Source organism: Bradyrhizobium sp. USDA 3262 (assembly GCF_054060035.1).
This window is the reverse complement of record NZ_JBSSCT010000001.1, coordinates 707,576-731,258: the sequence shown is the minus strand read 5'-3', so window position 1 is coordinate 731,258 and position 23,683 is coordinate 707,576. Positions and strand designations below refer to the sequence as shown.

23 protein-coding genes are annotated in these 23,683 nt (G+C 65.6%); 9 read left to right on the top strand and 14 right to left on the bottom strand.

The window, feature by feature from the left end; genetic code table 11:
- Positions 1-3: 3 nt before the first annotated feature.
- The 4 genes from ACVWYP_RS03425 to ACVWYP_RS03410 form a co-directional block, all read right to left on the bottom strand.
- Positions 4-702 (bottom strand): ABC transporter ATP-binding protein, encoded by a 699-nt coding sequence (locus ACVWYP_RS03425; protein WP_057015566.1) that lies wholly within the window; start codon positions 700-702, stop codon positions 4-6.
- A complete protein-coding gene (locus tag ACVWYP_RS03420) occupies positions 699-2,555 on the bottom strand; it encodes a branched-chain amino acid ABC transporter ATP-binding protein/permease (RefSeq protein WP_304497743.1) in 1,857 nt (618 codons plus the stop codon). Before ACVWYP_RS03420 ends, ACVWYP_RS03425 begins: the two co-directional genes overlap by 4 nt.
- Positions 2,556-2,569: 14 nt before the next feature.
- Complete coding sequence (locus ACVWYP_RS03415; protein WP_304497742.1) at positions 2,570-3,445, bottom strand: branched-chain amino acid ABC transporter permease; 876 nt, start codon at positions 3,443-3,445, stop codon at positions 2,570-2,572.
- 114 nt (positions 3,446-3,559) lie between these two features.
- Positions 3,560-4,915, bottom strand: a complete 1,356-nt coding sequence (locus ACVWYP_RS03410; protein WP_304497741.1) for a substrate-binding protein — start codon at positions 4,913-4,915, stop codon at positions 3,560-3,562.
- Between the two features lie 244 nt (positions 4,916-5,159).
- Between ACVWYP_RS03410 and ACVWYP_RS03405 the strand changes: the two genes are divergently transcribed.
- Together ACVWYP_RS03405 and ACVWYP_RS03400 are read left to right on the top strand one after the other, a co-directional pair.
- Positions 5,160-5,648: a hypothetical protein gene (locus ACVWYP_RS03405; RefSeq protein ID WP_304497740.1), complete on the top strand. Its 489-nt coding sequence runs from the start codon at positions 5,160-5,162 to the stop codon at positions 5,646-5,648.
- A 148-nt stretch (positions 5,649-5,796) separates the two neighbouring features.
- Positions 5,797-6,267, top strand: coding sequence for a MarR family winged helix-turn-helix transcriptional regulator (locus ACVWYP_RS03400; protein WP_304497739.1), 471 nt, complete (start codon positions 5,797-5,799; stop codon positions 6,265-6,267).
- A 34-nt stretch (positions 6,268-6,301) separates the two neighbouring features.
- Here ACVWYP_RS03400 and prfA read toward each other — a convergent pair whose 3' ends face one another.
- The 3 genes from prfA to ACVWYP_RS03385 form a co-directional block, all read right to left on the bottom strand.
- Positions 6,302-7,381, bottom strand: coding sequence for a peptide chain release factor 1 (gene prfA, locus ACVWYP_RS03395; protein ID WP_304497738.1), 1,080 nt, complete (start codon positions 7,379-7,381; stop codon positions 6,302-6,304).
- 57 nt (positions 7,382-7,438) lie between these two features.
- The gene (ptsP, locus tag ACVWYP_RS03390) at positions 7,439-9,706 is read right to left on the bottom strand and encodes a phosphoenolpyruvate--protein phosphotransferase (protein WP_028343590.1); all 2,268 of its coding nucleotides are present in this window, start codon (positions 9,704-9,706) and stop codon (positions 7,439-7,441) included.
- Positions 9,707-10,168: 462 nt separating this feature from the next.
- Entirely contained in the window at positions 10,169-11,425 is a 1,257-nt protein-coding gene (locus ACVWYP_RS03385; RefSeq protein WP_028343591.1) for an aspartate kinase, read from the bottom strand.
- Positions 11,426-11,634: 209 nt separating this feature from the next.
- Between ACVWYP_RS03385 and ACVWYP_RS03380 the strand changes: the two genes are divergently transcribed.
- The 4 genes from ACVWYP_RS03380 to ACVWYP_RS03365 all read left to right on the top strand — a co-directional run bounded on the left by ACVWYP_RS03380 (position 11,635) and on the right by ACVWYP_RS03365 (position 14,564).
- The gene (locus ACVWYP_RS03380) at positions 11,635-12,102 is read left to right on the top strand and encodes a PH domain-containing protein (protein WP_028337324.1); all 468 of its coding nucleotides are present in this window, start codon (positions 11,635-11,637) and stop codon (positions 12,100-12,102) included.
- Positions 12,103-12,116: 14 nt separating this feature from the next.
- Positions 12,117-12,887 carry a bifunctional 2-polyprenyl-6-hydroxyphenol methylase/3-demethylubiquinol 3-O-methyltransferase UbiG gene (gene ubiG, locus ACVWYP_RS03375; RefSeq protein ID WP_304497737.1) on the top strand — a complete coding sequence of 257 codons (771 nt, stop codon included), beginning with the start codon at positions 12,117-12,119 and terminating at the stop codon, positions 12,885-12,887.
- A 330-nt stretch (positions 12,888-13,217) separates the two neighbouring features.
- Positions 13,218-13,499 carry a GIY-YIG nuclease family protein gene (locus ACVWYP_RS03370; protein WP_304497736.1) on the top strand — a complete coding sequence of 94 codons (282 nt, stop codon included), beginning with the start codon at positions 13,218-13,220 and terminating at the stop codon, positions 13,497-13,499.
- A gap of 165 nt (positions 13,500-13,664) precedes the next feature.
- The gene (locus tag ACVWYP_RS03365; RefSeq protein ID WP_304497735.1) at positions 13,665-14,564 is read left to right on the top strand and encodes a DMT family transporter; all 900 of its coding nucleotides are present in this window, start codon (positions 13,665-13,667) and stop codon (positions 14,562-14,564) included.
- Here the strand turns inward: ACVWYP_RS03365 and ACVWYP_RS03360 are convergent, their stop codons facing one another.
- The 5 genes from ACVWYP_RS03360 to ACVWYP_RS03340 all read right to left on the bottom strand — a co-directional run bounded on the left by ACVWYP_RS03360 (position 14,565) and on the right by ACVWYP_RS03340 (position 17,590).
- The gene (locus tag ACVWYP_RS03360) at positions 14,565-15,005 is read right to left on the bottom strand and encodes an EamA family transporter (protein WP_304497734.1); all 441 of its coding nucleotides are present in this window, start codon (positions 15,003-15,005) and stop codon (positions 14,565-14,567) included.
- A 131-nt stretch (positions 15,006-15,136) separates the two neighbouring features.
- Positions 15,137-15,607: a DUF1178 family protein gene (locus ACVWYP_RS03355; protein ID WP_304497733.1), complete on the bottom strand. Its 471-nt coding sequence runs from the start codon at positions 15,605-15,607 to the stop codon at positions 15,137-15,139.
- Entirely contained in the window at positions 15,604-16,479 is an 876-nt protein-coding gene (locus tag ACVWYP_RS03350; RefSeq protein ID WP_168858580.1) for a carbon-nitrogen hydrolase family protein, read from the bottom strand. Before ACVWYP_RS03350 ends, ACVWYP_RS03355 begins: the two co-directional genes overlap by 4 nt.
- The gene (gene grxC / locus ACVWYP_RS03345; RefSeq protein ID WP_304497732.1) at positions 16,479-16,751 is read right to left on the bottom strand and encodes a glutaredoxin 3; all 273 of its coding nucleotides are present in this window, start codon (positions 16,749-16,751) and stop codon (positions 16,479-16,481) included. The genes ACVWYP_RS03350 and grxC overlap by 1 nt, the downstream gene beginning before the upstream one ends.
- A 29-nt stretch (positions 16,752-16,780) precedes the next feature.
- Positions 16,781-17,590, bottom strand: a complete 810-nt coding sequence (locus tag ACVWYP_RS03340) for a ComF family protein (protein WP_304497731.1) — start codon at positions 17,588-17,590, stop codon at positions 16,781-16,783.
- Positions 17,591-17,667: 77 nt separating this feature from the next.
- Here ACVWYP_RS03340 and ACVWYP_RS03335 point away from each other — a divergent pair, with 77 nt between their 5' ends.
- Both ACVWYP_RS03335 and ACVWYP_RS03330 read left to right on the top strand, forming a co-directional pair.
- Positions 17,668-18,510 carry a methyltransferase domain-containing protein gene (locus tag ACVWYP_RS03335; protein WP_304497730.1) on the top strand — a complete coding sequence of 281 codons (843 nt, stop codon included), beginning with the start codon at positions 17,668-17,670 and terminating at the stop codon, positions 18,508-18,510.
- Positions 18,511-18,919: 409 nt separating this feature from the next.
- Positions 18,920-19,933: an IS5 family transposase gene (locus tag ACVWYP_RS03330; RefSeq protein ID WP_259244704.1), complete on the top strand. Its 1,014-nt coding sequence runs from the start codon at positions 18,920-18,922 to the stop codon at positions 19,931-19,933.
- A 153-nt stretch (positions 19,934-20,086) separates the two neighbouring features.
- Here the strand turns inward: ACVWYP_RS03330 and ACVWYP_RS03325 are convergent, their stop codons facing one another.
- Entirely contained in the window at positions 20,087-20,497 is a 411-nt protein-coding gene (locus tag ACVWYP_RS03325; RefSeq protein ID WP_028343243.1) for a (deoxy)nucleoside triphosphate pyrophosphohydrolase, read from the bottom strand.
- Between the two features lie 174 nt (positions 20,498-20,671).
- On the opposite strand from ACVWYP_RS03325, the gene ACVWYP_RS03320 reads away from it, so the two are divergent.
- Positions 20,672-22,000: a TadE/TadG family type IV pilus assembly protein gene (locus ACVWYP_RS03320; protein ID WP_304497729.1), complete on the top strand. Its 1,329-nt coding sequence runs from the start codon at positions 20,672-20,674 to the stop codon at positions 21,998-22,000.
- Between the two features lie 276 nt (positions 22,001-22,276).
- Here the strand turns inward: ACVWYP_RS03320 and argJ are convergent, their stop codons facing one another.
- Positions 22,277-23,536: a bifunctional glutamate N-acetyltransferase/amino-acid acetyltransferase ArgJ gene (argJ, locus tag ACVWYP_RS03315; protein ID WP_453945777.1), complete on the bottom strand. Its 1,260-nt coding sequence runs from the start codon at positions 23,534-23,536 to the stop codon at positions 22,277-22,279.
- Positions 23,537-23,683 lie beyond the last annotated feature (147 nt).

Sequence of the window (23,683 nt, the reverse complement as noted above, 5' to 3'; positions counted from 1 at the left end):
GGGTTAAACCCCGAGATAGCGCTGCAGGACGTCGGGCTGGGCCTTGATCTCCTGCGCCGGCCCCTCATGGACGATGTGCCCGTTGTTGATGATGTAGATGCGCTGCGCCAGCGCCAGCGTCGCGGCGAGGTTCTGCTCCACCAGCACGATGGTCTGTCCGGCCTCGGCCAGATCGCGGCACGCCTTCATCAGGTCGCGCACGATCACCGGCGCCAGGCCCTCGAACGGCTCGTCGAGCAGGATGATCTTGGGATCGCGCACCAGCGCGCGCGCGATCGCCAGCATCTGCTGCTCGCCGCCCGACAGGTCGGTGCCGCGGTTGCCGCGCCGTTCCCGCAGCCGCGGGAACATCTCGTAGATGCGGTCGAGCGGCCAGCGCTGCGAGGCGGTCAGGCCGGCGATCACGAGGTTCTCCTCGACGCTCAGGCTGCCGAAGATGCGGCGCTCCTCATGGACCAGCTGCATGCCGGCCTGCGCGATCTTGTGGCTCTTCCGACCGGAGATCTCGACGCCGTCGAACATCACCGAGCCGCGGCGCGGGGTCACCACGCCCATCAGGCTCTTCAGCGTCGTGCTCTTGCCGGCGCCGTTGCGTCCGAGCAGCGCCACCACCTCGTTGCGCTCGACGCGCATCGAGACGTCGAACAGGATGTGGGAATCCCCGTAATAGCTGTTCAATCCGTTGACCTCGAGCAGGCTCATGCGGCGAGCACTCCATGCACGCCGCCAAGATAGGCTTCCTGGACGGTCGAATTGCTTTTGATTTCTTCCGGCGTTCCCTCGACCAGCACGCGGCCCTCCTGCAGCACGGTGACGCGCTCGGCGAGCTCGAACAGCGCATCCATGTCGTGATCGATGATGATCATGGTGCGGCCCTGGCTGATCGACTTCAGCAGCTTGACGGTCTCGACGCGTTCGCGCGGGCTCATGCCGGCCAGCGGCTCGTCGAGCAGCAGCAGGCTCGGCGACGTCGCCAGCGCCAGCCCGATCTCCAGCCGCCGCTTCTCGCCATAGGCGAGCTCGGACACCGGCGTATCGGGCCTCGATGTGAGATTGACCAGCTCGAGCGTCTGCTGCACGCGCTCGGACAGGCCGGGGATGCTGTCGATGCTGCGGAACAAATCGAGCTTGAACTTGCCGCGCAGCGCCGACAGCGCCGCGATCACCAGATTCTCGCGCACCGTCAACCCGGCAAACAGCTGGTTGACCTGGTAGCTCTTGGTCAGGCCGAGCTGGCAGACGTCGGTGACGTTCATGCCGGTGATGTCGCGGCCGTCAAACAGGATGGTGCCCGAGGTCGGGTGCACCTCGCAGGTCAGCATCTTGAAGAAGGTCGACTTGCCGGCGCCGTTCGGGCCGATGATGCCGCGCAGCTCTCCGTGATTGACGGTGAAGTCGATGTCGCTGTTGGCGAGCAGGCCGCCATAGCGCTTGGTCAGGCCGCTTGCCTGGAGGATCGGTCCGGACGGATTGCCGCCGGCGCGAGCCGCCACCGGCTTCGGCGCGACGGGCGCTGCGGCGTGCCGCTCGCTGGCCACGGCGACGACCTCGGGTGCACTCTCCTCCGGCTCCTTGGCGCCGCGCTGTCCGGTCAGGAGGCGGTACAGGTCGGCGAGGCCGCCGATGATGCCGCGGCGCAGGAAGCATACCAGCAGCACGAACACGATGCCGAGCACGAGCTTCCAGGCCGCGCCGAGCCCGAGCGCCGCCTGCAGGAAGTCCTGCAGCGACAGCCACACCGCGGCGCCGACCAGCGGCCCGAACAGCGTGCCGCGGCCGCCGATCGCGGTCTGCATCACGAGCTGGCCCGACGTGTCGAAGGTGAACGCGTCGGGCGGCATGAAGGCCTGCAGCACGCCGAGCAGCCCGCCGGCAAAGCCGGCATAGGCGGCGGCGATCACGAAGGCGGTCAGCTTGTAGCCGTGGATGTTGTGGCCGACCGCGGTGGCGCGCAGCGGATTGTCGCGGATCGCGCTGAACACGGCGCCGACCGGCGAGCGCACGATGCGCAGCGCGATCACGACGCCGATGAAGTAGCACAGCGCCAGGAACTGATAGAGCGACCAGCCGGTGGTGAAGTGCAGGGTGGTGAAGCCGAGATTGAAGCTCGGGGTCGGCACGCCCGGCAGCCCATTCTCGCCGCCGGTGAAGTCCGACAGCGGATTGAACTCGACGAAGAAGAACACCTCGGCGATCGCCACCGTGATCATCGCGAAATAGATGCCGGTGCGGCGCAGTGCGATCAGGCCGATCAGATAGCCGGTGGCGGCGGCCGCGATCATGCCGATGACGAGCGCGAGCACGACGTAGGGAAAGCCGGCGCGCGTCAGCAGATAGGCGGCGACGAAGCCGCCGGTGCCGTAAAAGGCCGACTGGCCGAACGACAGCAGGCCGGTGAAGCCGAACAGGATGTCGAAGCCGAGGCCGAACAGGCCCCAGACCAGGATCCGGTTCACCGTGTTGGGCGCGAAGCCGAGCCACGGCAGCACGAAGGGCGCGACGATCAGGCCGGCGGCCGTCAGGAATTCGATCAGGTATGGGCGCTGTTTAAGCATCTAAATATCCGTCGTCATTCGCGGCCCTGCGTGCCGAGCAGGCCATGCGGTCTGAGCACCAGCACGAGCGTCATCGCCGCGAACAGCATGACGTAGGCGTAACCGGGGTTGAACATCGAGGTGATGCTGATGATCTCGCCGGCGATCAGTCCGCCGAGGATGGCGCCGGGAAACGAACCGACGCCGCCGATCACCACCACCACGAAGGTCTCGACCAGGATGTCGTCGCCGACACCCGGCGTCAGCGACACCACCGGCGCGTTGATGATGCCGGCGAAGCCCGCGGCCATCGCGCCGATGCCGAACACGATCATGAAGACGCGGTAGACGTTGATGCCGAGCGAATCGACCATCACCGAATCCTCGATGCCGGCGCGTACGATCATGCCGAGCCGGGTGCGGTACAGGATCAGGAATAGCGCGCCGAGCGCGACCGCGACGATGCCGACCACCGCGAGCCGGTAGGTCGGGTAGAACAGGAAGCCGAGCGAGGTGATGCCCTGCAACAGCGCCGGCGGCGGCACCACCTGCGACTGGCTGGTGAAGATCAGCCGCACGATCTCGACGAAGCAGATGCCGAGGCCGAACGTGACCAGCAGCTGGTCCTCATGCGGGCGATGGTAGAAGTGGCGGATGATGATCCGCTCCATCGCGACGCCGAGCAGCATCACGAACAGCGATCCGGCGATCACGGCGAAGATGAACGATCCGGTGTAGGAATAGGCCACATATCCGGCGTAGCCGCCGATCATGAACATGGCGCCGTGGGCGAGGTTGAGCACCCCGAGCGTGCCGTAGATGATCGTCAGTCCGGAGCTGATCAGCGCGAGCAGCGCGCCGAGCGCCAGCCCGTTGAAAAGTTGCGAGACGAAATTTGGCCAGTTGATCATGGCGCGCGTTCACTCAGCCGTTTATCTGGCCCGGTCAGTGGAGGATGCGTTCCGAGAAAAGCGGCGCCGCGGGCCGGGTCGCCCCGCCCACGGCGCCGAGTCTTCCCACGTTAATCAGGTGTAGTCGCCGAGATGGCAGCCGAACGCGTCCGGCTTCTGCATCAAGCCGTCGCCGGGGACGATCTCGATCACCTCGTAATAGTCCTCCTTGTTCTTCATCTCCTTTTCCATCTTGCCGCGGACGATGACGACGGGGCGGACGCACTGGTGATCCTCGGGGCGATAGTGGACGTCGCCGACCAGCGAAGGCAGCGTCTCGCCCTTCTCATAGGCCTTGATGACGTCGGGCGGATAGAAGCTGCCGGCTTCCTCGACCATGCGGGCCCAGTGCGCGAAGCTGACATAGGCGTTCTCGGCGCCCCATTCCGGCTTGTAGCCGTACTTCTTCTCGAAGGCCTCGTTGAACATCTTGGCCAGCGGATATTTGTCCTCGATGGTCCACCAATAATCGGTCGCGGCGTAGACGCCCTGCATCAGGCCGCCGGTCTCGCGGGCGATGAACGGCACCTGGTAGGGCACCACGAGCTTCATCTTGTCGAGCACGCCGAACTGCTTGGCCTGCTGCGTCGACAGCACGGCATCGTGACCCCAGTTGACGTTGATCAGCACGTCGGCGCCGGAATTCGCGACGTTGAGCAGATAGGACGAATAGTCCGGCGCGCCGAGCGGCGAGACCTGGTTGGTGACGGTGGTCCAGCCCGCCTGGGCGAGGTAGTCCTGCATCGACTTGGTGACGGTGTGGCCGTAGGTGTAGTCGGGCGTGAGGTAGGCGGCCTTCTTGTTCTTGCCGAACTGCTTGATCAGCACCGGCGCGATCGCCGCCGCGGCGGTCTGGCCGAAGAAGTTCTGGCGGAAGCCGTAGCGCACGCAATCCTTGCCGGTGGTGTCGTTGGAGCCGGAAATGCCGCAGACGAAGATCACCTTCTCGCGCTGCGCCAGCTTGTTCAGCGCCACCGCGACCGCGCTCGACGTGCCGCCGGTGATCATCACCGCCTTGTTCTCGGAGATGAAGCGCTGCTGCGCCTGCACGGCCTCGTTCGGCTTCGCCGCGGAATCGGCGACGCCGAACTTCAGCTCCTTGCCGAGCACGCCCTTGCTGGTCTTCGGCGAGATCTTCTTGATCAGCTCGTGGCCGCTGTTGATGTGCTCGATCGCGAGCTGGTAGCCCTTGAGCTCATCCTCGCCCTGCACCGCATAGGTGCCGGTGCGCGGCACCGAGATGCCGATGAAGGCCGAAGAGCCCGACGTGCCCGCGGGATAGGTTCCGATCACCGGATGGTCCTCGGCGAATGCCCGCGATGCGATCGAGGCCGGCAGCACGGTGCCGCCGATCAGGCCCGCGCCGGCTTGCAGCAAAGTGCGGCGCGAAACGTTCAGGGCGCTGCCCGGCCGAAAATCCTTGGTGCTCATCGCTCAGTATCCTCCAATTATATTGATTGTTGCCGCGCATGTTCACTCGTCGCCGGATCGGATCGATCGGCGGCACGATGCGCCGGCTGCAATCGAGCAGCCTGTCGCAGCTACAATTCCTCACCGGCATATTTAGTCAATGTCACCTTTCGTCGAATCATATCGGCCTACGATAGAAATAATATCGTTCTACGATGTATCGAGGGTTTACCGACCGGGTGCGGGTCCTGTAAGTGAGGGAGCGATGATCCAGGAGCCTTCAAGTCGCACCGGAAATGCCGGAGAGCACGCCGCGACCGAACACGGTGGCGCCGAGCAATCGGGCAGCCTGAGCATCCGCGCGGTCAACGTCCTGAAGGAGCTGGCGGTCGAGCTGCTCGACGAAGTGCCGCCGAAGATGGGCTGGACGCCGCCGGACGATCTGCTGCGCCTGCTCACCGCGCGCCATCTCGCGACGGCGCGAAATTGCGGACGGCAAACCATGCGCGAGATCATCGATTGGGCCGGGACGCGCGGAATAACGATCCCGTCTCCACATCACACCGGCAAGTCGTTGTCGGAGGTCTGGGGCGATCTGGTCGCGCGCGCCTCGGCCGGGCATCTCACCAAGAGCGAGATCACCGAGGCGCTGGAGAAATCCATTCGCCGCAGGAGCCCGCGGATTCCGGTCGCCTTCCAGATCGTGCTGCTGAAGATATTGAGCTCGACCTACGATCGCTGGCCGCAGCCCTGAGCTTGCCCGGCCCCGCCGCCGCTCGACCGTCAAACCGTTGAAAACATGGGTGGAAGGATGACCGGTAGTATGGTGCGTCCGGCGCGGGCTTGATAGCGTTGCACAGCGTCTGCCGTCCGGCGGAGCGAGCCAGCAGCAGGGCGATCGAATGCCGCAACCAAAGCAACGACGAGCGCCAGCCGGAGCAACGAAACGCAAGGCGGCGGCCGCGCCGGTGGACTACCGGGCGCTGGCGCAGTTTCGCTACGAGTTGCGCAGGTTTCTCGCATTCAGCGAGGAGGGCGCCCGGAAGGCCGGAATGACGCCGCGGCAGCACCAGGCGCTGCTCGGCATCAAGGGTTTCGTCGACCCCGGTCCGCCGACCGTCGGCGACATCGCCCGGTTTCTGCTGATCCGGCATCACTCCGCCGTCGAGTTGATGAACCGCATGGCAAAGCTCGGGCTGGTCAGCCGCCTTGCCGATCCCGACGACGCGCGGCGAGTTCAGCTCAAGCTGACGGCAAAGGGAGAGCAAAAGCTCCAGTCGGTCTCGAAGAAGAACATCGAAGAGCTCCGCCGCGTCGCGAGCCCGGCGTTGCGCCGCTTGCTGAAGTCTTCGCCGTCTTCCGGCGAGCCATGAGTGAAGCATCCGCCGGCGCAAGCGGCGGCGCGCGTCAGGCCGCGGCGCCCTGCGCGGCGAGCTGTGCCGCCTGGTGCTCGGTGGTCAGCGCATCGATCAGTTCGCCGAGCGCTTCGCCCGCGATCACCTGCGGCAGCTTGTAGAGCGTCAGGTTGATGCGGTGGTCGGTGACTCTGCCTTGCGGGAAATTATAGGTGCGGATGCGCTCCGAGCGGTCGCCGGAGCCGACCTTCTCCTTGCGGTCGGCGGAGCGAGCAGCTTCGACGCGCTGGCGCTCGGCATCGTAGATGCGCGAGCGCAGGATGTTCATCGCCGACGCCCGGTTCTTGTGCTGCGAGCGGCTGTCCTGCATCATCACCACGATGCCGGTCGGCAGATGGGTGATGCGGATCGCCGATTCGGTCTTGTTGACGTGCTGGCCGCCGGCGCCGCCCGCGCGCATGGTCTCGATCCTCAAGTCGGTGTCCTTGATATCGACGTCGACGTCCTCGACCTCGGGCAGCACGGCGACCGTGGCGGCCGAGGTGTGGATGCGGCCCTGCGTCTCGGTGTCGGGCACGCGCTGGACGCGGTGCACGCCGGATTCGAATTTCAGCTTCGCGAACGCGCCGCGGCCCTGCACCTCGGCGATGATTTCCTTGTAGCCGCCGACGGTGCCTTCGCTCGCCGAAATCACCTCGACCTTCCAGCCCTGCAAGGATGCGAAGCGCTCATACATCCGGAACAGGTCGCCGGCGAACAGCGAGGCCTCGTCGCCGCCGGTGCCGGCGCGGATTTCCAGCATCACGTTGCGGTCGTCCATCCCGTCTTTCGGCAACAGCGCGATCCGGATCTCCTGCTCGAGCTCGCCGAGCCGCGCCTGCAGCGTTTCCAGCTCGGCTTCCGCCATGCTGCGCATCTCGGGATCGGTCCCGGCATCCGCCAGCATCGCCTCGGTGTCGGCGAGTTCGCTACGCGCAGAACGATAGAGCTTCACCGCGTCGATCAGCGGATTGAGCTCGGCGAGCTCGCGCGTGATCTGCACATAGCGCTCGGACTTGACCTCGCCGAGCAGCTCGGCCTCGAGCGAGGCGTGATGGGCGAGCAGGACGTCGAGTTTGGCTTCGGGTAGCATGGCGGTATCTCGAATTGCGGAAGGTACGGAAGGGCGGCAGCGGCGACGGCAGCGTCGCTACAAGGCCAGCCCCTCGGTTTCCGCAAACTTCGTCAGCGCCGCGCGGATCGAGACGCTGCCGACCGGCGCATCCAGCAGCGGATTGATCATCGCCTCGGCCTTCTTGGCGTCGAGGTCGAGGATCAGCGCCTTGACCGGGCCGTGCGCGGTTGCAGACAATGAAAGCGAACGGTAGCCGATCGCGATCAGCGCCAGCGCGCCGATCGGCTTCGACGCCATCTCGCCGCACAGCGAGGCGGCCTTCTTCGCGGCCTTGGCCTTGCGCACGATGTCGCGCAGCGCGCGCAGGATCGGCGCCGACAGGATGTCGAAGCGTTCGGAGACCTTGGCATTGCCGCGGTCGACCGCAAACAGGAACTGGAACAGGTCGTTGGAGCCGACCGAGACGAAGTCGACCTTCTTCAAGAGCTCGTCGAGCTGGTAGAGCAGCGCCGGCACCTCGACCATGGTGCCGATATCGATCCGCTCGGGCAGCGAATGGCCGTGCTGGCGCAGATAGGTCAGCTCGCGCTCGACGATCGCCTTGGCCTGGTCGAACTCCGCGATGTCCGAGATCATCGGGAACATGATCTTCAGCGCGCGGCCGCCGCCGGCACGCAGCAGCGCGCGGATCTGGCCGCGCAGCAGGCCGGGACGGTCGAGGCCGAGCCGGATCGCGCGCCAGCCGAGCGCGGGATTTTCCTCGATCACGGTCTCCATATAGGGCAGCGCCTTGTCGCCGCCGATGTCGAGCGTGCGGAAGGTGACGGGCTTAGAGCCCGCGGCGTCGAGTACTGTGCGGTACAGCGCGAGCTGGTCGCTCGAGCGCGGCAGGTTCGGGCTCACCATGAATTGCAATTCGGTGCGGAACAGGCCGATGCCGGCGCTGCCGGTGTCGTCGATATGCGGCAGGTCGATGGTCAGGCCGGCATTGATCAAAAGCTCGATCGGCTGGCCGTCCTTGGTCACGCAGGCCTTGTCGCGCAGCGCCGAATATTGCGCCTGCCGCCGTGCCCGGAACCGGACGCGCTCGGCATAGGCGGATTCGATCTCGGTCGAGGGGCGGACATAGATCTCGCCGGAAATGCCGTCGACGATGATGGCATCGCCCGGATCGGCGATGCCGGGCGCGTTCGGCACCTCGCCGACCGCGGGGATGCCGAGCGCGCGCGCCACGATCGAAACGTGGGAATTCGCGGTGCCTTCCTCCAGCACCAGGCCGCGCAGCCGCTTGCGGTCATAGTCGAGCAGCGCCGCGGGGCCCATCGCGCGGGCGATCAGGATGGCGTTGTCGGGCAGCTGCTCGCGCGAGGGCGCATGGTCCTGGCCGACCAGCTGCCGCATCAGGCGATGGCCGAGATCCTCGAGGTCGTGCAGGCGGTCGCGCAGATAGGGATCGGTCGAGCGCAGCATGCGCGCGCGGGTGTCGGACTGCACGCGCTCGACAGCGGCTTCCGCGGTGAGGCCGGTGGCGACCGCCTCATGCAGCTTGTGCGACCAGCCCTGGTCGTTCGCGAACATGCGGTAGGCTTCCAGCACCTCGCGGTGCTCGCCGCCGTCGGCGACATCGCCGCGCTCCAGCATGCGGTCGAGATCGGCGCGCAAATTGGCGAGCGCGGTGTCGAGCCGCTTGATCTCCTTCGGCAGATCCTCGGCGATGTAGTTGGTGATGACGACACGCGGCTCGTGCAGCACGACATGGCCGAGCGCGATGCCGTCGGAGAGCACCGCGCCGGTCTTGTGCAGCGAGTGCCGCGCGGCGGGCTCGGCGCCGGGCTGCGCCAGCGCGGCAAGCTCGCCGGAGGCGATCATCTCCGCCAGCACCATGGCGGTGGTCTGCAGCGCCTCGACCTCTTCCTCGACATAGGTGCGCTTGGCGCGGTTCTGCACCACGAGCACGCCGAGCGTGTTGCCGGCGCGCAGGATCGGCACGCCGAGGAACGAGTGGTAGGCCTCTTCGCCGGTCTCCGGGCGGTAGGCGAAGGCCGGATGGCTTTGCGCGTCGGACAGATTGAGCGGCGTCGCCTCGCTGGCGACGAGGCCGACCAGGCCTTCATGCGCGCTCATCACGGTGCGGTGGACGGCGTCGCGGTTCAGACCTTCGGTGGCATAGAGCTCGAGGGTGTTGTCGATGCGCAGCACGTAGCAGGAGCAGACCTCGGCCACCATGTTGGCCGCGATCAGCACCACGATCTTGTCGAGCCGCTCCTGGGCGGAGACTTGCTCCGCCATGGTCTCGCGAAGCCGTCTCAACAGGATGCGGGGGCCTCCCGACGCGCTCCGCATGTGTTTCAGTCCCTCCCCACGAAGCCGGCGCACCGGTGCGGCCGGCCGCTGGCGTAAAACTCGTCAAAAACAACAATTTTAGTCATTCGGTGTCGCCGCTCGCCAGTTCCCGCCGATTCGCGATCACCGAAACTGTGCCACAGTTTGCGACAGCCTACCTGACTGGCCGTATAGCCAATCGAGGCTTGCTTTGCCAAGCAAAACGCCTGCCAGTAGCAAATAACGTCTGCGTCAGCCCAATGCTGCGCCCGCTAAGAGAAATTCTAACTCCGGGGCGGGCGGGGGAGCACGGCCAATGCTCGGTCTCGTCGTTCCGGGGCGCCGCGAAGCGGCGAACCCCAATGCGCAATTGCGCATTATGGAACCTCGAGATTCCACAATTCGCAATTGCGAATTGGGGTTCGATGCTGTCGCATCGCCCCGGAACGACAGCGGAGCGAGCCCCGCCCCTGCCGGTCGCGCCTACGCCTGGTCCAGGCCGTACAGCGTGTGCAGCGTGCGGACCGCGAGTTCGGTGTAGGCGGCGTCGATCAGGACCGAGAACTTGATCTCGGAGGTGGTGATGGCGCGGATGTTGATGTTGCGGTCGGCCAGCGCCTTGAACGCCTTGGCCGCGACGCCGGCATGGCTGCGCATGCCGCTGCCGATCACCGAGACCTTGGCGACGTCGGTCGCGGTATCGAGCCTGGCGTAGCCGATCTTGGCCTTGGCGGCGGTAATCGTATCCTTGGCGCGGTTATAGTCGCTGGCCGGAACGGTGAAGGTGAGGTCGGTGGTCTTGCCGTCCTCGGACACGTTCTGCACGATCATGTCGACATTGATACTGGCGTCCGCGAGCGGCCCGAAGATCGCGGCGGCGATGCCGGGCTTGTCCTCGATCTGGCGCACGGAAATCTGGGCTTCGTCCTTGGAGAAGGCGATGCCGGTGACGACGTGCATTTCCATGATTTCCTCCTCGCTGCAGATCAGCGTGCCCGGCGGCTGGTTGGCGTGCGGGTCGATATCCTCTGGCTTGTCGAAGCTGGAGCGCACGAAGATCGGCATGTTGTGCACCATGCCGAGTTCCACCGAGCGAACCTGCAGCACCTTGGCGCCCTGCGAGGCCAGTTCCAGCATGTCCTCGAAGGCGATCTTGTCGAGCCGGCGCGCCTTCGGCACCACGCGGGGATCGGTGGTGTAGACGCCGTCGACGTCGGTGTAGATGTCGCAGCGGTCGGCGCGCAGCGCGGCCGCGATCGCCACCGCCGAGGTGTCCGAGCCGCCGCGGCCGAGCGTGGTGATGCGGCCGGTGTCGGGATTGATGCCCTGGAAGCCTGCGATCACGGCGACTTCCTTGCGCTCCTTGAAGCGGGTGATGATCTCGGTGCCGTCGATATCGAGGATGCGCGCCGAAGCGTGCGCCTCCGAGGTCTTGATCGGGATCTGCCAGCCCTGCCAGGAGCGCGCCTGGATGCCGATGCCCTGCAGCACGATCGCAAGCAGGCCCGAGGTGACCTGTTCGCCGGAGGCGACCACCGCGTCATATTCGCGCGCGTCGTGCATCGGCGAGGCATCGGTGCACCAGGCCACCAGCTCATTGGTCTTGCCGGACATCGCGGAGACGACGACGGCGACCTCGTGGCCCGCGTCGACCTCGCGCTTCACATGCTGCGCGACGTTGCGGATACGATCGATATTGGCGACGGACGTACCGCCGAATTTCATCACGAGGCGGCCCATGACGACGCGTCTATTCCTTTAAGAGGATAAGTAGGTTAACCCACGCCGAAAACCGCAAGCGCGGGGACCGAAACGCGCGTATACATAGCGCCGCGCCCGGGGGCAAGCCGGTAGGTAGGGGGCCCTCGAGTGTCTTTTGGGGGTGTTTTGGCCGGTTGCGGGCGGGTTGTGGCGCACGGGTAACACGGGACAACTCGAAGGCGGATTGGATGGGACGTTATATCGACGAGATCCTGCAGCCTGGCGAGAAGGTGCTGTATTCCACCAATGCGCACTGGATGTTCTATTTGCCGGCGATCGGGGCCTGGATCGTGGTGCTGGCGCTCTTGATCCTGTCGCGGATGACGACGGTCGACGGCCTCGTGATGGCCTGCTTTGCGGCCGCCGCCGTGGTCGCGGTCGCGGCGCTGTACTGGACCGCCGCGGCCTGGTTCCACCGCTGGACCACCGAAACCGACGTCACCAATTTCCGCGTGGTGCACAAGAGCGGATTCATCAAGCGGCGCACCTTCGAGATGAGCCTCGACAAGGTCGAGAGCGTCGACGTCAACCAGAGCATCATGGGGCGCCTGCTCAATTATGGCGACGTCACCATCCGCGGCGTCGGCGAGGGCATCGAGACCATCAAGACCATCGCCGCGCCGCTGTCGTTCCGCAATTCGATCACCGCGCGATAGGGGCGCGCGCAATCATGGCCACGCAATCAACTCTTTCCGGTTCCTCCGCCAATGCCTCCGCCAGCTCGGTCGATCCGGCCGAGGTCGCGAAATTCTCGAAACTGTCCGATGAATGGTGGGATCCGCGCGGCAAGATGGCGCCGCTGCACAAGATCAACCCGCTGCGCCTGACCTATATCCGCGACGCCGCCTGTCGCAAGTTCGAGCGCAACGCCAAGAGCCTCAGCTGCCTGTCCGGCCTGCGCCTGCTCGACATCGGCTGCGGCGCCGGCCTGCTCTGCGAGCCGTTCACGCGGTTAGGGGCCCAGGTGATCGGGATCGATCCCTCCGCCACCAACATCGCTGCCGCGAAGCTGCACGCCGACAAGGGCCATCTGTCGATCGACTACCGCTGCACCACGGTGGAGGAGATGGACGCCCGCGAGCGCTTCGACATCGTGCTGGCGATGGAGGTGGTCGAGCACGTCGTCGACGTCGGCGCCTTCATCAAGCGTTGTACGGCGATGCTCAAGCCCGGCGGGCTGATGGTGGCGTCGACGATCAACCGCAATTGGAAGAGTTTTGCGCTGATCATTGTCGGCGCCGAATACGTGCTGCGCTGGCTGCCGCGCGGCACCCACGAGTGGAGCAAGTTCGTCACCCCCGCCGAGCTCGAGCGCTACCTCGGCGACGTCAACCTCACCGTCACCGAACAGGCCGGCGTGGTCTACAACCCGCTCGCCGACAAATGGACCGTGTCGACCGACATGGACGTGAACTACATGGTGGTGGCGGAAGAGGTGTGAGTTAGATACCACGGTCTCGGCCACACAATAGGTGTCGTCCCTGCGAAAGCAGGGACCCATAACCACCGGCCAATGTTGTTGAGTGCGATCTTGGTTCAGGACCTGCTTCGGAATCTGATCAACACCATCCATCTTATCTTCCGTTCAACCACCGTGCCCCAAACCGCTCCCTGCGGTTATGGATCCCTGCTTCCGCAGGGACGACAGCGAGATTGTGGTGCAATCGGTGGAAATGTGAGACGTTGTTGCCTCCCGAAAGGTGTCGTCCCTGCGAAAGCAGGGACCCATAACCACCGGCCCAGATAGTCGGGCGAGGTCCGCGTTCCGAGCATGTACTATGTCTACATCCTCGCAAGCCGGCGCCATGGTACGCTGTATATCGGCGTGACAAATTCCGTGCAGACAAGGCTCGAGCAGCATAAGGCTGGCAAAGGCTCGTCGTTTGTCAAAAGGTACGGCGTGTATCGCCTCGTGCATGTCGAGACTTACCAACTCGCAGAAGAGGCCATCACGCGTGAGAAGCAGCTCAAGCGGTGGAAGCGTGACTGGAAGATCGAACTGATCGAGCGCGAAAATCCGGAGTGGCGAGACCTTAGCGATCTGCTTGTCTGATCGGTGTGCCCCAAACCGCTTCTTGTGGTTATGGGTCCCTGCTTTCGCAGGGACGACAGCGAGTTTGTGGACATCGCGCAATCCAGTCATGCACCGTCTCGGTTGACCGCGTCAGCGGCAATCGGCACGCTGTGCGTGTCCTCCCGCCGGCATGCCTCATCCCCCATGTTCACGATCGCCTCGCTCTGGATTCCCTTCACCATCGTCGCCGCGTTCGGGCAGGTGGCGCGCAATGCGATGCAGCGGCATCTGACCGGGCCGCTCGGGACCTGGGGCGCGACCAATATCCGTTTCCTGTTCGGCCTGCCGTTCTCGGTGGTGTTCTTCGCGCTGGCGGTGCTGCTGACCGGCGATCGCGTGCCGTGGCCGGCGGCCGCATTCTGGCCGTGGCTGGTGACCGGCGCGCTCAGCCAGATCGTCGGCACCGGCTTCATGCTGCTGGCGATGAACGACCGCTCGTTCGTGGTGACCACGGCCTATATGAAGACCGAGGCGATCCAGACCGCGATCTTCGGCTTCATCTTCCTCGGCGACCATCTCACCACGACCAAGGTGATCGCGATCGTGATCGCGACCATCGGCGTCGTCATCACCGCGTTGCGGCCCGGTGGGCAGAAGAGCTTCGCCGACCTGCGCCCGACCGTGCTCGGCCTCGGCGCCGCCGCGGTGTTCGCGATCTCGGCGGTGAGCTTTCGCGGCGCGATCATCGCGGTGCCCTCAGTCTCATTTGTCACGGCGGCCTCCTACACGCTGATGTGGAGCCTCCTCGTGCAGACGCTGATCCTGTCGGTCTATCTGTTGCTGCGCGCGCCCGACGTGCTGAGGTCGATCCTCAAGCTGTGGCGGCCCTCGATGTTCGCGGGCTTCATGGGCGCGTTCTCATCGCAATTCTGGTTCCTGGCGTTCGCGCTCACCGCCGCCGCCAATGTGCGCACGCTGGCGCTGATCGAGGTGCTGTTCGCGCAGGGCGTGGCCTATTTCTCGCTCAAGCAGCCGTTCTCGCTGCGCGAGGTGTTCGGCATCGTCCTGATCGTGATCGGCGTCGCGCTCTTGGTCGCCGCGTAATTACCCTTTCACCGCGATCAGCACCGCGCCCGCGGAGATCAGCGCGATCCCGAGCCAGCCATAGGCCGAGGGGCGTTCGCCGAGGAAGGTGGCGCCGAACAGCGCCACCAGCACCACGCTGAGCTTGTCGATCGGCGCGACCAGCGTTGCGGGTCCGAGCTTGAGCGCGCGGAAATAGCAGATCCATGACGCGCCGGTGCCGAGTCCGGACAGCAGCAGGAACAGCCAGCTCTTGCCCGAGATCGGCCCGGACTGGGTGAACTGTCCGGTCGCGAACAGGATGGCCGACAGCGTGATCAAGACGATCACGGTGCGGATCAGGGTCGCGAGATCGGAGTTGATGCCCTCGACGCCGACCTTGGCGAAGATCGCGGTCAGCGCGGCGAAGACGGCGGAAAGAAACGCCCAGACCTGCCAGGAGGAGAATGAGTCGGGGGTCATCTGGGGCGCTCGGCGGTTTAGCCCCACCCGTCATTGCGAGCGAAGCGAAGCAATCCATAGCGCAACAAGCACGAAGCTGGATTGCTTCGTCACTTCGCTCCTCGCAATGACGAGGATGGAAGCGGCCCGCCCTAGTTCCGGTCTTCCGGCAGCGTCGGCAGGGGCGAGACCTCGACGCCTTCGTCGATCAGCGCGCGGGCCTCCTCGGGCGAGGCTTCGCCATAGATCGGCCGGTGCTCGATATCGCCGTAATGCATCTTGCGTGCTTCGTTCGGGAAGCGGTCGCCGACATTGTCGGCGTTCTTCACGATGTGGTCGCGCAGCTCCTTCAGCTTGCTGCGCAGCTCGCGCTCCTGCGCCATCACCAGCGATGTCGATTCATTGCCAGTCGCTTCGACGGCCGCGGCCGGCGCCGGCTGAGCCGGTTCGCGGCCCTTCTTGCTAACGACCTGCGGCGCCATGATGGCGCGCTCGATCTTGCTTGAGCCGCAGGACGGGCAATCGATCAGGTGACGCCGCTCCTGCGATTCGTAGGCCGCGGAGCTCTGGAACCAGCTCTCGAACTGGTGGCCGCGCTCGCAGCGCAGCGTGTAGCGGATCATGCCGAACCCCGGACGAGGTGCAGATGCTCCGGGCCGGCCTTGGGGTCGGCGATGCCGAAACGCCTGCCATGCTGCAGCGAGGGAATGGTCTTGCGCGCGGTCTCGACCTTGGCCGGATCGATCTCGGCCAGGAATACGCCCGGCTCGACGCCGCCCTCGGCGAGGATCTCGCCCCAGGGGTCGATGATCAGCGAATGGCCGAAGGTCTCGCGCTTGTTCTCATGCAGGCCGGCCTGCGCTGCCGCGAACACGAAGCAGCCGGTCTCGATGGCGCGGGCGCGCAGCAGCGTGTGCCAATGCGCTTCGCCGGTCTTGCGGGTGAAGGCGGACGGCACGGTGAGGAACGATGCGCCGGCCTCGGCCAGCGCGCGGTACAGCGCCGGGAAGCGCACGTCGTAGCAGATCGTCAGTCCGATCCGGCCCCAGGGCAGATCGGAGATCACGGCAGTCTCGCCCGGCTGATAATTGGCCGATTCGCGGTAGCTCTCGCCGCCCGGCAAATCGATATCGAACATATGGATCTTGTCGTAGCTCGCGAGCAGATTGCCCTCGGGCCCGATCAGGAACGAGCGGTTGACCGCCTTCTCCGGCGAGTAGCGCAGCGCCAGCGAGCCGATATGCAGGTGGATCTTCAGCTCGGCGGCCAGCGCGCGATACGCCTTCAGCGACGTGTCGTCCTCTTCGCTCGCCAAATGCTCGAACAGCGCCTTGCGGTTGAGCTGCATCATGTTGCTGACTTCGGGGGTCAGCACATATTTGGCGCCCTGCGCGGCGGCCTCGCGGATCAGCCGCGTGCCCTGCTCGAGGCTCGGCTCCGGCAGCAATCCGGTGCGCATCTGCACCATGGCGGCGGTGAAAATGTTCTCCGTCATCAGGCGCCGCCTCCGTTGCTGAGCAGGCCGTCGAGCTTGCCCTCGCGGTCGAGCGCGTAGAGTTCGTCGCAGCCGCCGACATGGGTCTTGCCGATGAAGATCTGCGGGAAGGTCGAGCCGGTACCGGCGCGACCGTACATCTCGTCGCGATAGGCCGGGTTGCTGGCGACGTTCAATTCGGTGAACGCGGCGTTCTTGCGCGTCAAAAGCGATTTGGCCGCGGTGCAATAACCGCAGCCCGGGCGGGTGTAGATTTCAATGGCAGCGGTCATGGTGCGCTCGGTTGAACCAGAATGTCAGATTATATGGGAGCGCGGTGGGTATCGACAACCCGGGCAAACACCAGCACGTCGACCTGCGCGGCTTTGGCGCGGAGCAGCGCCCGCGCGCAGGCATCCACCGTCGCGCCCGAGGTCAGGACGTCGTCGATCAGGATCACGCGGCGGCCCTGGACGTCAGCCTTGCGTTCATCAGCGACCCCGAATGCACCCTGGACATTGCTGGCGCGGTCCTTGCGTGACAGCCCGATCTGCTGCTCGGTGGCGCGGATGCGCCGCAGCGCTTCGGCAGCCATTTTGACGCCGCTCTGGCGCGCGATCACCTTGGCGAGCGCCCCGGACTGGTTGTAGCGCCGGCTCCAGCCGCGCCGCCAGTGCAGGGGAACCGGAACCAGCAGATCGGTTTCGCGGAGCAATTCCTTCCCCGCCCGCGCCATCCAGCGACCCATTGTCGGCGCCAGATCGGTGCGATCCTGGTATTTCAATGCGTGCACCAGCGTGCGCGCGACATCGTCATAGCGCACCGCGGCGCGGGCTCTGCTGTAGGCCGGCGGATTGGCGATCGCCTCCATCGACAGCAGTTCGGGCCCGGGATCATAGACGAAGGGAATGCCGAGCCGCGGGCAGAACGGCGGCGCGATGAACGACAATCTGGCCCAGCAGATCGCGCACACCCCCTCGCCATCGACCGGCTCACGGCACGAAACGCATAGCGTCGGCAGCGCGATGTCGAGCGCCAGCCGCGCCGTGCGCAGCCACGCACCCCCGATCGCGCCAAGCGCGCGCTGGACGTGACCGGTAATGGAGCGTGTCGGTGATGCTTCGGCGTCCATGGCGGGCGAGGCTAGCGTTTGAGCAGCGCCGGCTCAAGGCGCATTGCCTGCGGCGGCGGTCCGGCGTAACCAGCGGCATGGCAACGCCCCCGTCCTCAGCCCCCATCCTGTTCGATCGCGCCTTGCTCGGCGCGCGGCTCAAGCGTGCGCGGCGCGAGGGGGCGGCGACATTCCTGCTCGATCGCGCCACCGAGGACATGGCGGACCGCTTGCTGGCGGTGTCGCGCAGTTTTTCGGCGGCGGCCGATGTCTGGACGCCGGGTGACGGGCTCGCGGACGCCCTGCGCGGACGTGTCGCCGCGGTCGATGCGATCGGTTTCAGCGAGGCGGAAGCGCTCGGTCTGCCGCCGGAGTCGCTCGATCTTGTCGTCTCCGCGCTCGCCTTCCAGTTCGTCAATGATCTGCCGGGCGTGCTGGCGCAGCTCCGCCGGGCGCTGAAGCCGGATGGGCTGCTGCTCGCTTCGATGCTCGGTGGCGATACGCTGACCGAACTGCGGCAGAGCTTTGCCGCGGCGGAGGCCGAGTGCGAGGGCGGGGCGTCGCCGCGCGTCGCACCGTTCGCCGATTTGCGCGACATCGGCGCGCTGTTGCAGCGGGCCGGCTTCGCGCTTCCGGTCACCGACGTCGATCGCGTCGTCGTGCGCTATGCCAGTGCGTTCGCGCTGATGGCCGATTTGCGGCGGATGGGCGCGACCAATGTGCTGCGCGAGCGCCGTCACACCTTAACCCGCCGCGCCACCATGCTGCGGATGGCGCAGATCTACGGCGAGCGCTTCGCCGATCCCGACGGCCGCATCCGCGCCACCTTCGACATCGTCTGGCTCTCCGGCTGGGCGCCGCATGAAAGCCAGCCGAAGCCGCTCAAGCCCGGCTCGGCGAAAGCGAGCTTGGAGGCGGCGGTGAAGGGAAGTAGGCGTTAGGGGCGCAACGCGGCAAGGCTCCCTCTCCCGCTTGCGGGGGAGGGTTGGGGTGGGGGTCTCTCCACAAGTCGTATCGCGGAAATAGCCCCCACCCGGATCGCATCTGCGATGCGATCCGGCCTCCCCCGCAAGCGGGAGAGGCCGGCCGAGCCAGCGGATAAGTCGCATTCATACGCGATTGCCCCACCTTGCGGGGAAGGTGAGAGGCGCTTGCGCGATTTCGGAATAATGGAATTATGCCGGTGAGTTGCCCGACGTGTCAAGTCGCCCGGTCGAACGCCGGCCACCTCCACCCACTTTGCATGGGGTTGTTTTCGATATTTTGGCAGCGCGCCTCCCCCGCAAGCGAGGGCTTTGCGCAAAGGGGAATCTGCGATTCTCTAAGACCGATCTGAAGGGGGAGGCGGGGATGGCGTATCGGCAGGTTGGTCAAGCGAGCTTCGCAGATGCGCTGGTGTCGCGGCGGGGGAAAGGGAGTTCGGTGCTGAGGCGGATTTGCGAGCTGGTCGATTGGGCGGCTGTGGAGTGCGTGCTGCGCAGCCTTGCTGAACCGGAGCGTGGAGCGCCGCCCTATCCACGGCTGGTGATGTTCAAGGCGTTGCTGTTGCAGCAATGGTATGGGTTGTCTGATCCGGAGCTGGAGGAGGCGCTCGATGATCGGGCCTCGTTCCGCGAATTCTGCGGCTTTGTGCTCGGTGACGAGACGCCCGACCACACGACGATCTGGCGCTTCCGCGAAGCTTTGCAGCAGGCCGATCTGGAGGAGAGGCTGTTCGGCGAGATCCTGCGCCAGATCGACGCGCGCGGGCTGGTGCTGCGCCGGGGCACATTGATCGATGCGAGCCTGATCCCGGCGGCGGTGAAGCCGCCGAAGCCGCCGAAAGACCCGCTGCCGCTCGGCCCGGACGGGCGTGCGCCGAGCAAGCTGGTCAACAGCGAGCGGGATGCGGATGCGCGATGGACCAAGAAGGGTGGCAAGCGGTACTTCGGCTACAAGGCGCATGTCGGCGTCGACCAGGGCTCGGCGATCATCCGTCGCAGCAAGCTGACCGACGCCGCGGTCAACGACACGGTGCCGGCCGACGAGTTGATCTGCGGCGACGAGAAGGCGGTCTACGCCGACCAGGCCTATGACAAGCACGAGCGCCGCGCCCTCCTCGCGGCCCGGGGCATCAAGCCGCGGCTGATGTTCCGGCCCAACAAGCATCATCCCCTGACCGCGCGTCAGAAGCGCTTCAACGACGCCGTGGGACGGCGCCGCGCCCCGGTCGAGCAGGTCTTCGCGCGCCTCAAGGGCGTCTATGGCTGGGCGCGCGCTCGCTATCTGGGCTTGGCACGCAATCAGACCCATCTGCATCTTCTCTGCCTCGCCATGAACCTCAAACGATGGGCAATGCTGCGTCCAACGGGTGTTGCGCTGTGACCGCCGCTCCGCAATGCCGTCAATCGGCCGCCCAAACGAAGCTGTCCACTCCCGCGCGCCCCCAGAAGCCACGCAAAAAAATGCCTGACACTGGCCTGCACCCGCGCACGCCCGATTGCGCAAAGCCCTCGCAAGCGGGAGAGGCGACGAAGATCACAGCAACAGATCGATCAGATGCGGCAGCAGCGGGATGTCCGCGGGCGGCATCGGGTAGTCGCGTAGCTTGCTTGCGCGGACCCAGGCGAGGTTCTGGCCCTCGCGCGCCACCGCGATGCCCTCCCAGCGCCGGCAGATGTAGAGCGGCATCAGCAGATGGAAGGTCTCGTAGGCATGGCTGGCGAAGGTCAGCGGCGCGAGGCACGGCTCGCTCACGGTGATGCCGATCTCCTCGTGCAACTCGCGGATCAGGGTCTGCTCCGGCCGCTCGCCGGGCTCGATCTTGCCGCCGGGGAATTCCCACAGGCCGGCCAGCGCCTTGCCCTCGGGGCGCTGCGCCAGCAGCACGCGCTTGTCGGCATCGACAAGCGCGCAGGCGACGACGAGGGTCAGCTTGATGTCAGCCATGCGGCGGGGGATTCCTTCCGATCTTCAAGCTTTCATTAACCAGCAACGCGCTGTCAGCCAAACGATTTATGCCCGCGCGGCTTTCCGCGCTTGCGATAAGCCGGCCTTAATTCGTATCCGGCAAGGTGAAGGTTCTCATTTATCTGCCCATCATATTCTTTGCCGACATAACCCATGAGCACCTTGATCCGGACCATCAGCCGTTTCCGCCGCGATCGCTCCGGCAACATCGCGATGACCTTTGGCCTCGCGCTGCTGCCGCTCGTCGTCGCGGTCGGATGCGCGGTCGACTATTCCCGCGCCAACCAGATCCGCAGCAAGCTGATATCGGCCGCCGACGCCGCGAGCGTCGGATCGATCGCCAAGGCATCGCCCGGCTTCATTCCCGCCGGCGCCATGACCTCGGACGGCGAGATATCGGCAGGCGAAGCCGATGCGACCAAGATCTTCAACGGCAACATCTCCAACCAGAACGGCTTCACGCTGACCAGCGTGACGCCGACCATGACCAAGACCGGCGGCGTCATCACCTCGACGGTCAAGTTCACCGCCGATGTCCCGACCATGTTTCTCGGCTTGATCGGGCAAAGCAAGATGACGGTGACGGACGCGTCGACCTCGACCGCGAACATGCCGCTCTATATCGACTTCTACCTCCTGCTCGACAATTCGCCGTCGATGGGGGTCGCGGCGACGCCCGCCGACGTGACCAAGATGGTCAACAACACGTCCGACCAGTGCGCCTTCGCCTGTCACGACTACAACGACGCCAACAACTATTACAATCTCGCCAAGACGCTCGGCGTCACGACGCGGATCGACGTGCTGCGCAGCGCGACCCAGCAGTTGATGGACACGGCCGCGAACACTGCGACCTATGCCAGCCAGTACCGGATGGCGATCTACGATTTCGGCGCCTCGTCGAAGACGATCGGCCTGCGCGCGCTGTTCTCGCTCTCGACCAGCCTGTCGAGCGCCAAGAGTGCGGCCGGCAACATCGACCTGATGGGCGTCTACGGCAACAACGATTCCTACACCGCCGACAAGGACAGCCAGTTCTCGACGGTGCTTCCGGCCATCAGCAACGCGATCAGCGCGCCGGGCCCGGGCACGGCGGCCGCGCCGATGAAATATCTGTTCTTCGTTTCCGACGGCGTGGCCGACGAGCCGAATTCAAGCTGCCTGAAGCCGATCAGCGGCGGCAATCGCTGCCAGTCGCCGATCAACCCGGCGCTGTGCACGGCCATCAAGAACCGCGGCATCAAGATCGCGGTGCTCTACACGACTTACCTGCAGCTGCCGACCAACAACTGGTACATGACCTGGATCGATCCGTTCAATCAGGGCCCGTTCGGCCCGTCGCCGAACAGCCAGATCGCGCAGAACATGCAGGCCTGCGCGTCGCCGGGCTTCTATTTCGAGGTCAGCCCGACGCAAGGCATCGCCGACGCGATGAATGCGCTGTTCAAGAAGGCCGTCGCCGACGCGCGGATCAGCAGTTAGCTCTCTCACCGTCACCCCCGCGCAACGGCTTTGCCGTTGTCGCTGGAGGAGGCCGCAAAGCGGCCGTCTCGAAGGGTCGACGGCCAGGGCTTCTCTATGCGGCGCTCTCGTGGCCGTGCATCCTTCGAGACGCGCTACGCGCTCCTCAGGATGACGGGACTCACGCCGTCATTGCGAGCGAAGCGAAGCAATCCATCTGTCCGTACGCTCGGAACGATGGATTGCTTCGTCGCTTCGCTCCTCGCAATGACGGAGGTGGCGACGTTATGTCGGCCGCTACGACCGGTAATCCCCGTTGATCGCGACGTATTCCTTGGTGAGGTCGCAAGTCAGCACGCGGTCTTTGGCCTTGCCGAGGCCGAGCGCGACCTTGATCTGGATCTTCGGCGCCTTCATCGCCTCCGACACCTCCTTCTCGTCGTAGGACGGGTCGCGCGCGCCGCTCTTGGCGACGCGGATGCCGTTGAAGGAGATCGAGAGCTTGTCGCGGTTGGCGGGCTCGCCGGCCTTGCCGACCGCCATCACCACGCGCCCCCAATTGGCGTCCTCGCCGGCGATCGCGGTCTTCACCAGTGGCGAATTGGCGATCGACATCGCGATTCTGCGCGCCGATGGTTTGGTTGTGGCGCCCTCGACCACGACCTCGACCAGCTTGCGGGCGCCTTCGCCGTCGCGCGCCACCTGCTCGGAGAGATCAGCGAGGATCTGCTGGAACGCCTTGGTGAAGGCCTTCAGCCGCGGGTCGCTGGCGCGCGAGATCTTCGGCGCGCCATTGGCGGCCGCCGCGCCGGTCGCGAAGGCCAGCAGCGTATCCGAGGTCGAGGTGTCGCCGTCGATGGTCAGCGCATTGAAGGTGTCCTCGACGCCGGCCTTGAGCAGGGATTGCAGCACCGATGCCGACAGCGGCGCGTCGGTGAAGATGAAGGACAGCATGGTCGCCATGTCGGGCATGATCATGCCGGCGCCCTTGGCCATGCCGTTGATCGTCACCTTGGCCTTGCCGAGCTTCACGGTCGCGGTCGCGACCTTCGGAAAGGTGTCGGTGGTCATGATCGCCCTGGCCGCGTCCATCCAGAGATCGGGGGTGGCGGTCTCGGCGAGCTGCGCCAGCACGCCGTCGAACTTGGTGGCGTCGAGCGGCTCGCCGATCACGCCGGTGGAGGCGAGGAACACGTCCGATGTCGCGCAGCCGACCGCCTTCGCCGCGATCTGCGCGGTCAGCGCGGTGGACGCCTTGCCGGTCTTGCCGGTGAAGGCGTTGGCGTTGCCGGAATTGACCACCAGCGCGCGCGCCGATCCTTTTTTAGAAGATCCTGCGCCCTTCAGCTTGGCGCGGCACCATTCGACCGGCGCTGACGGGCACTTCGACTTGGTGAAGACGCCGGCCACCGTGGTGCCCTTGTCGAGCAGCGCGAGCAGCACGTCGGTGCGCCCCTTGTAGCGGATGCCGGCGGCAGCGGTCGCAAGCCGCACACCCGCGATCACGGGCATCTCGGGAACGTCGGGCGGGGCGAGGGGGGAGACGGCGGTGGACATCGGGAAGCTTCCGGCTACGGGGAGGGAAGCGCTCCATAACATCTCGCCGTGCGAAGCGGGAGAGGGCTGCGATGCGAACGCGCTGTCATGAATCGTTCAAGGAAGCAGTAGTCCCGATAGAGCCCAACGGGTGGTGTCCATCTGCTC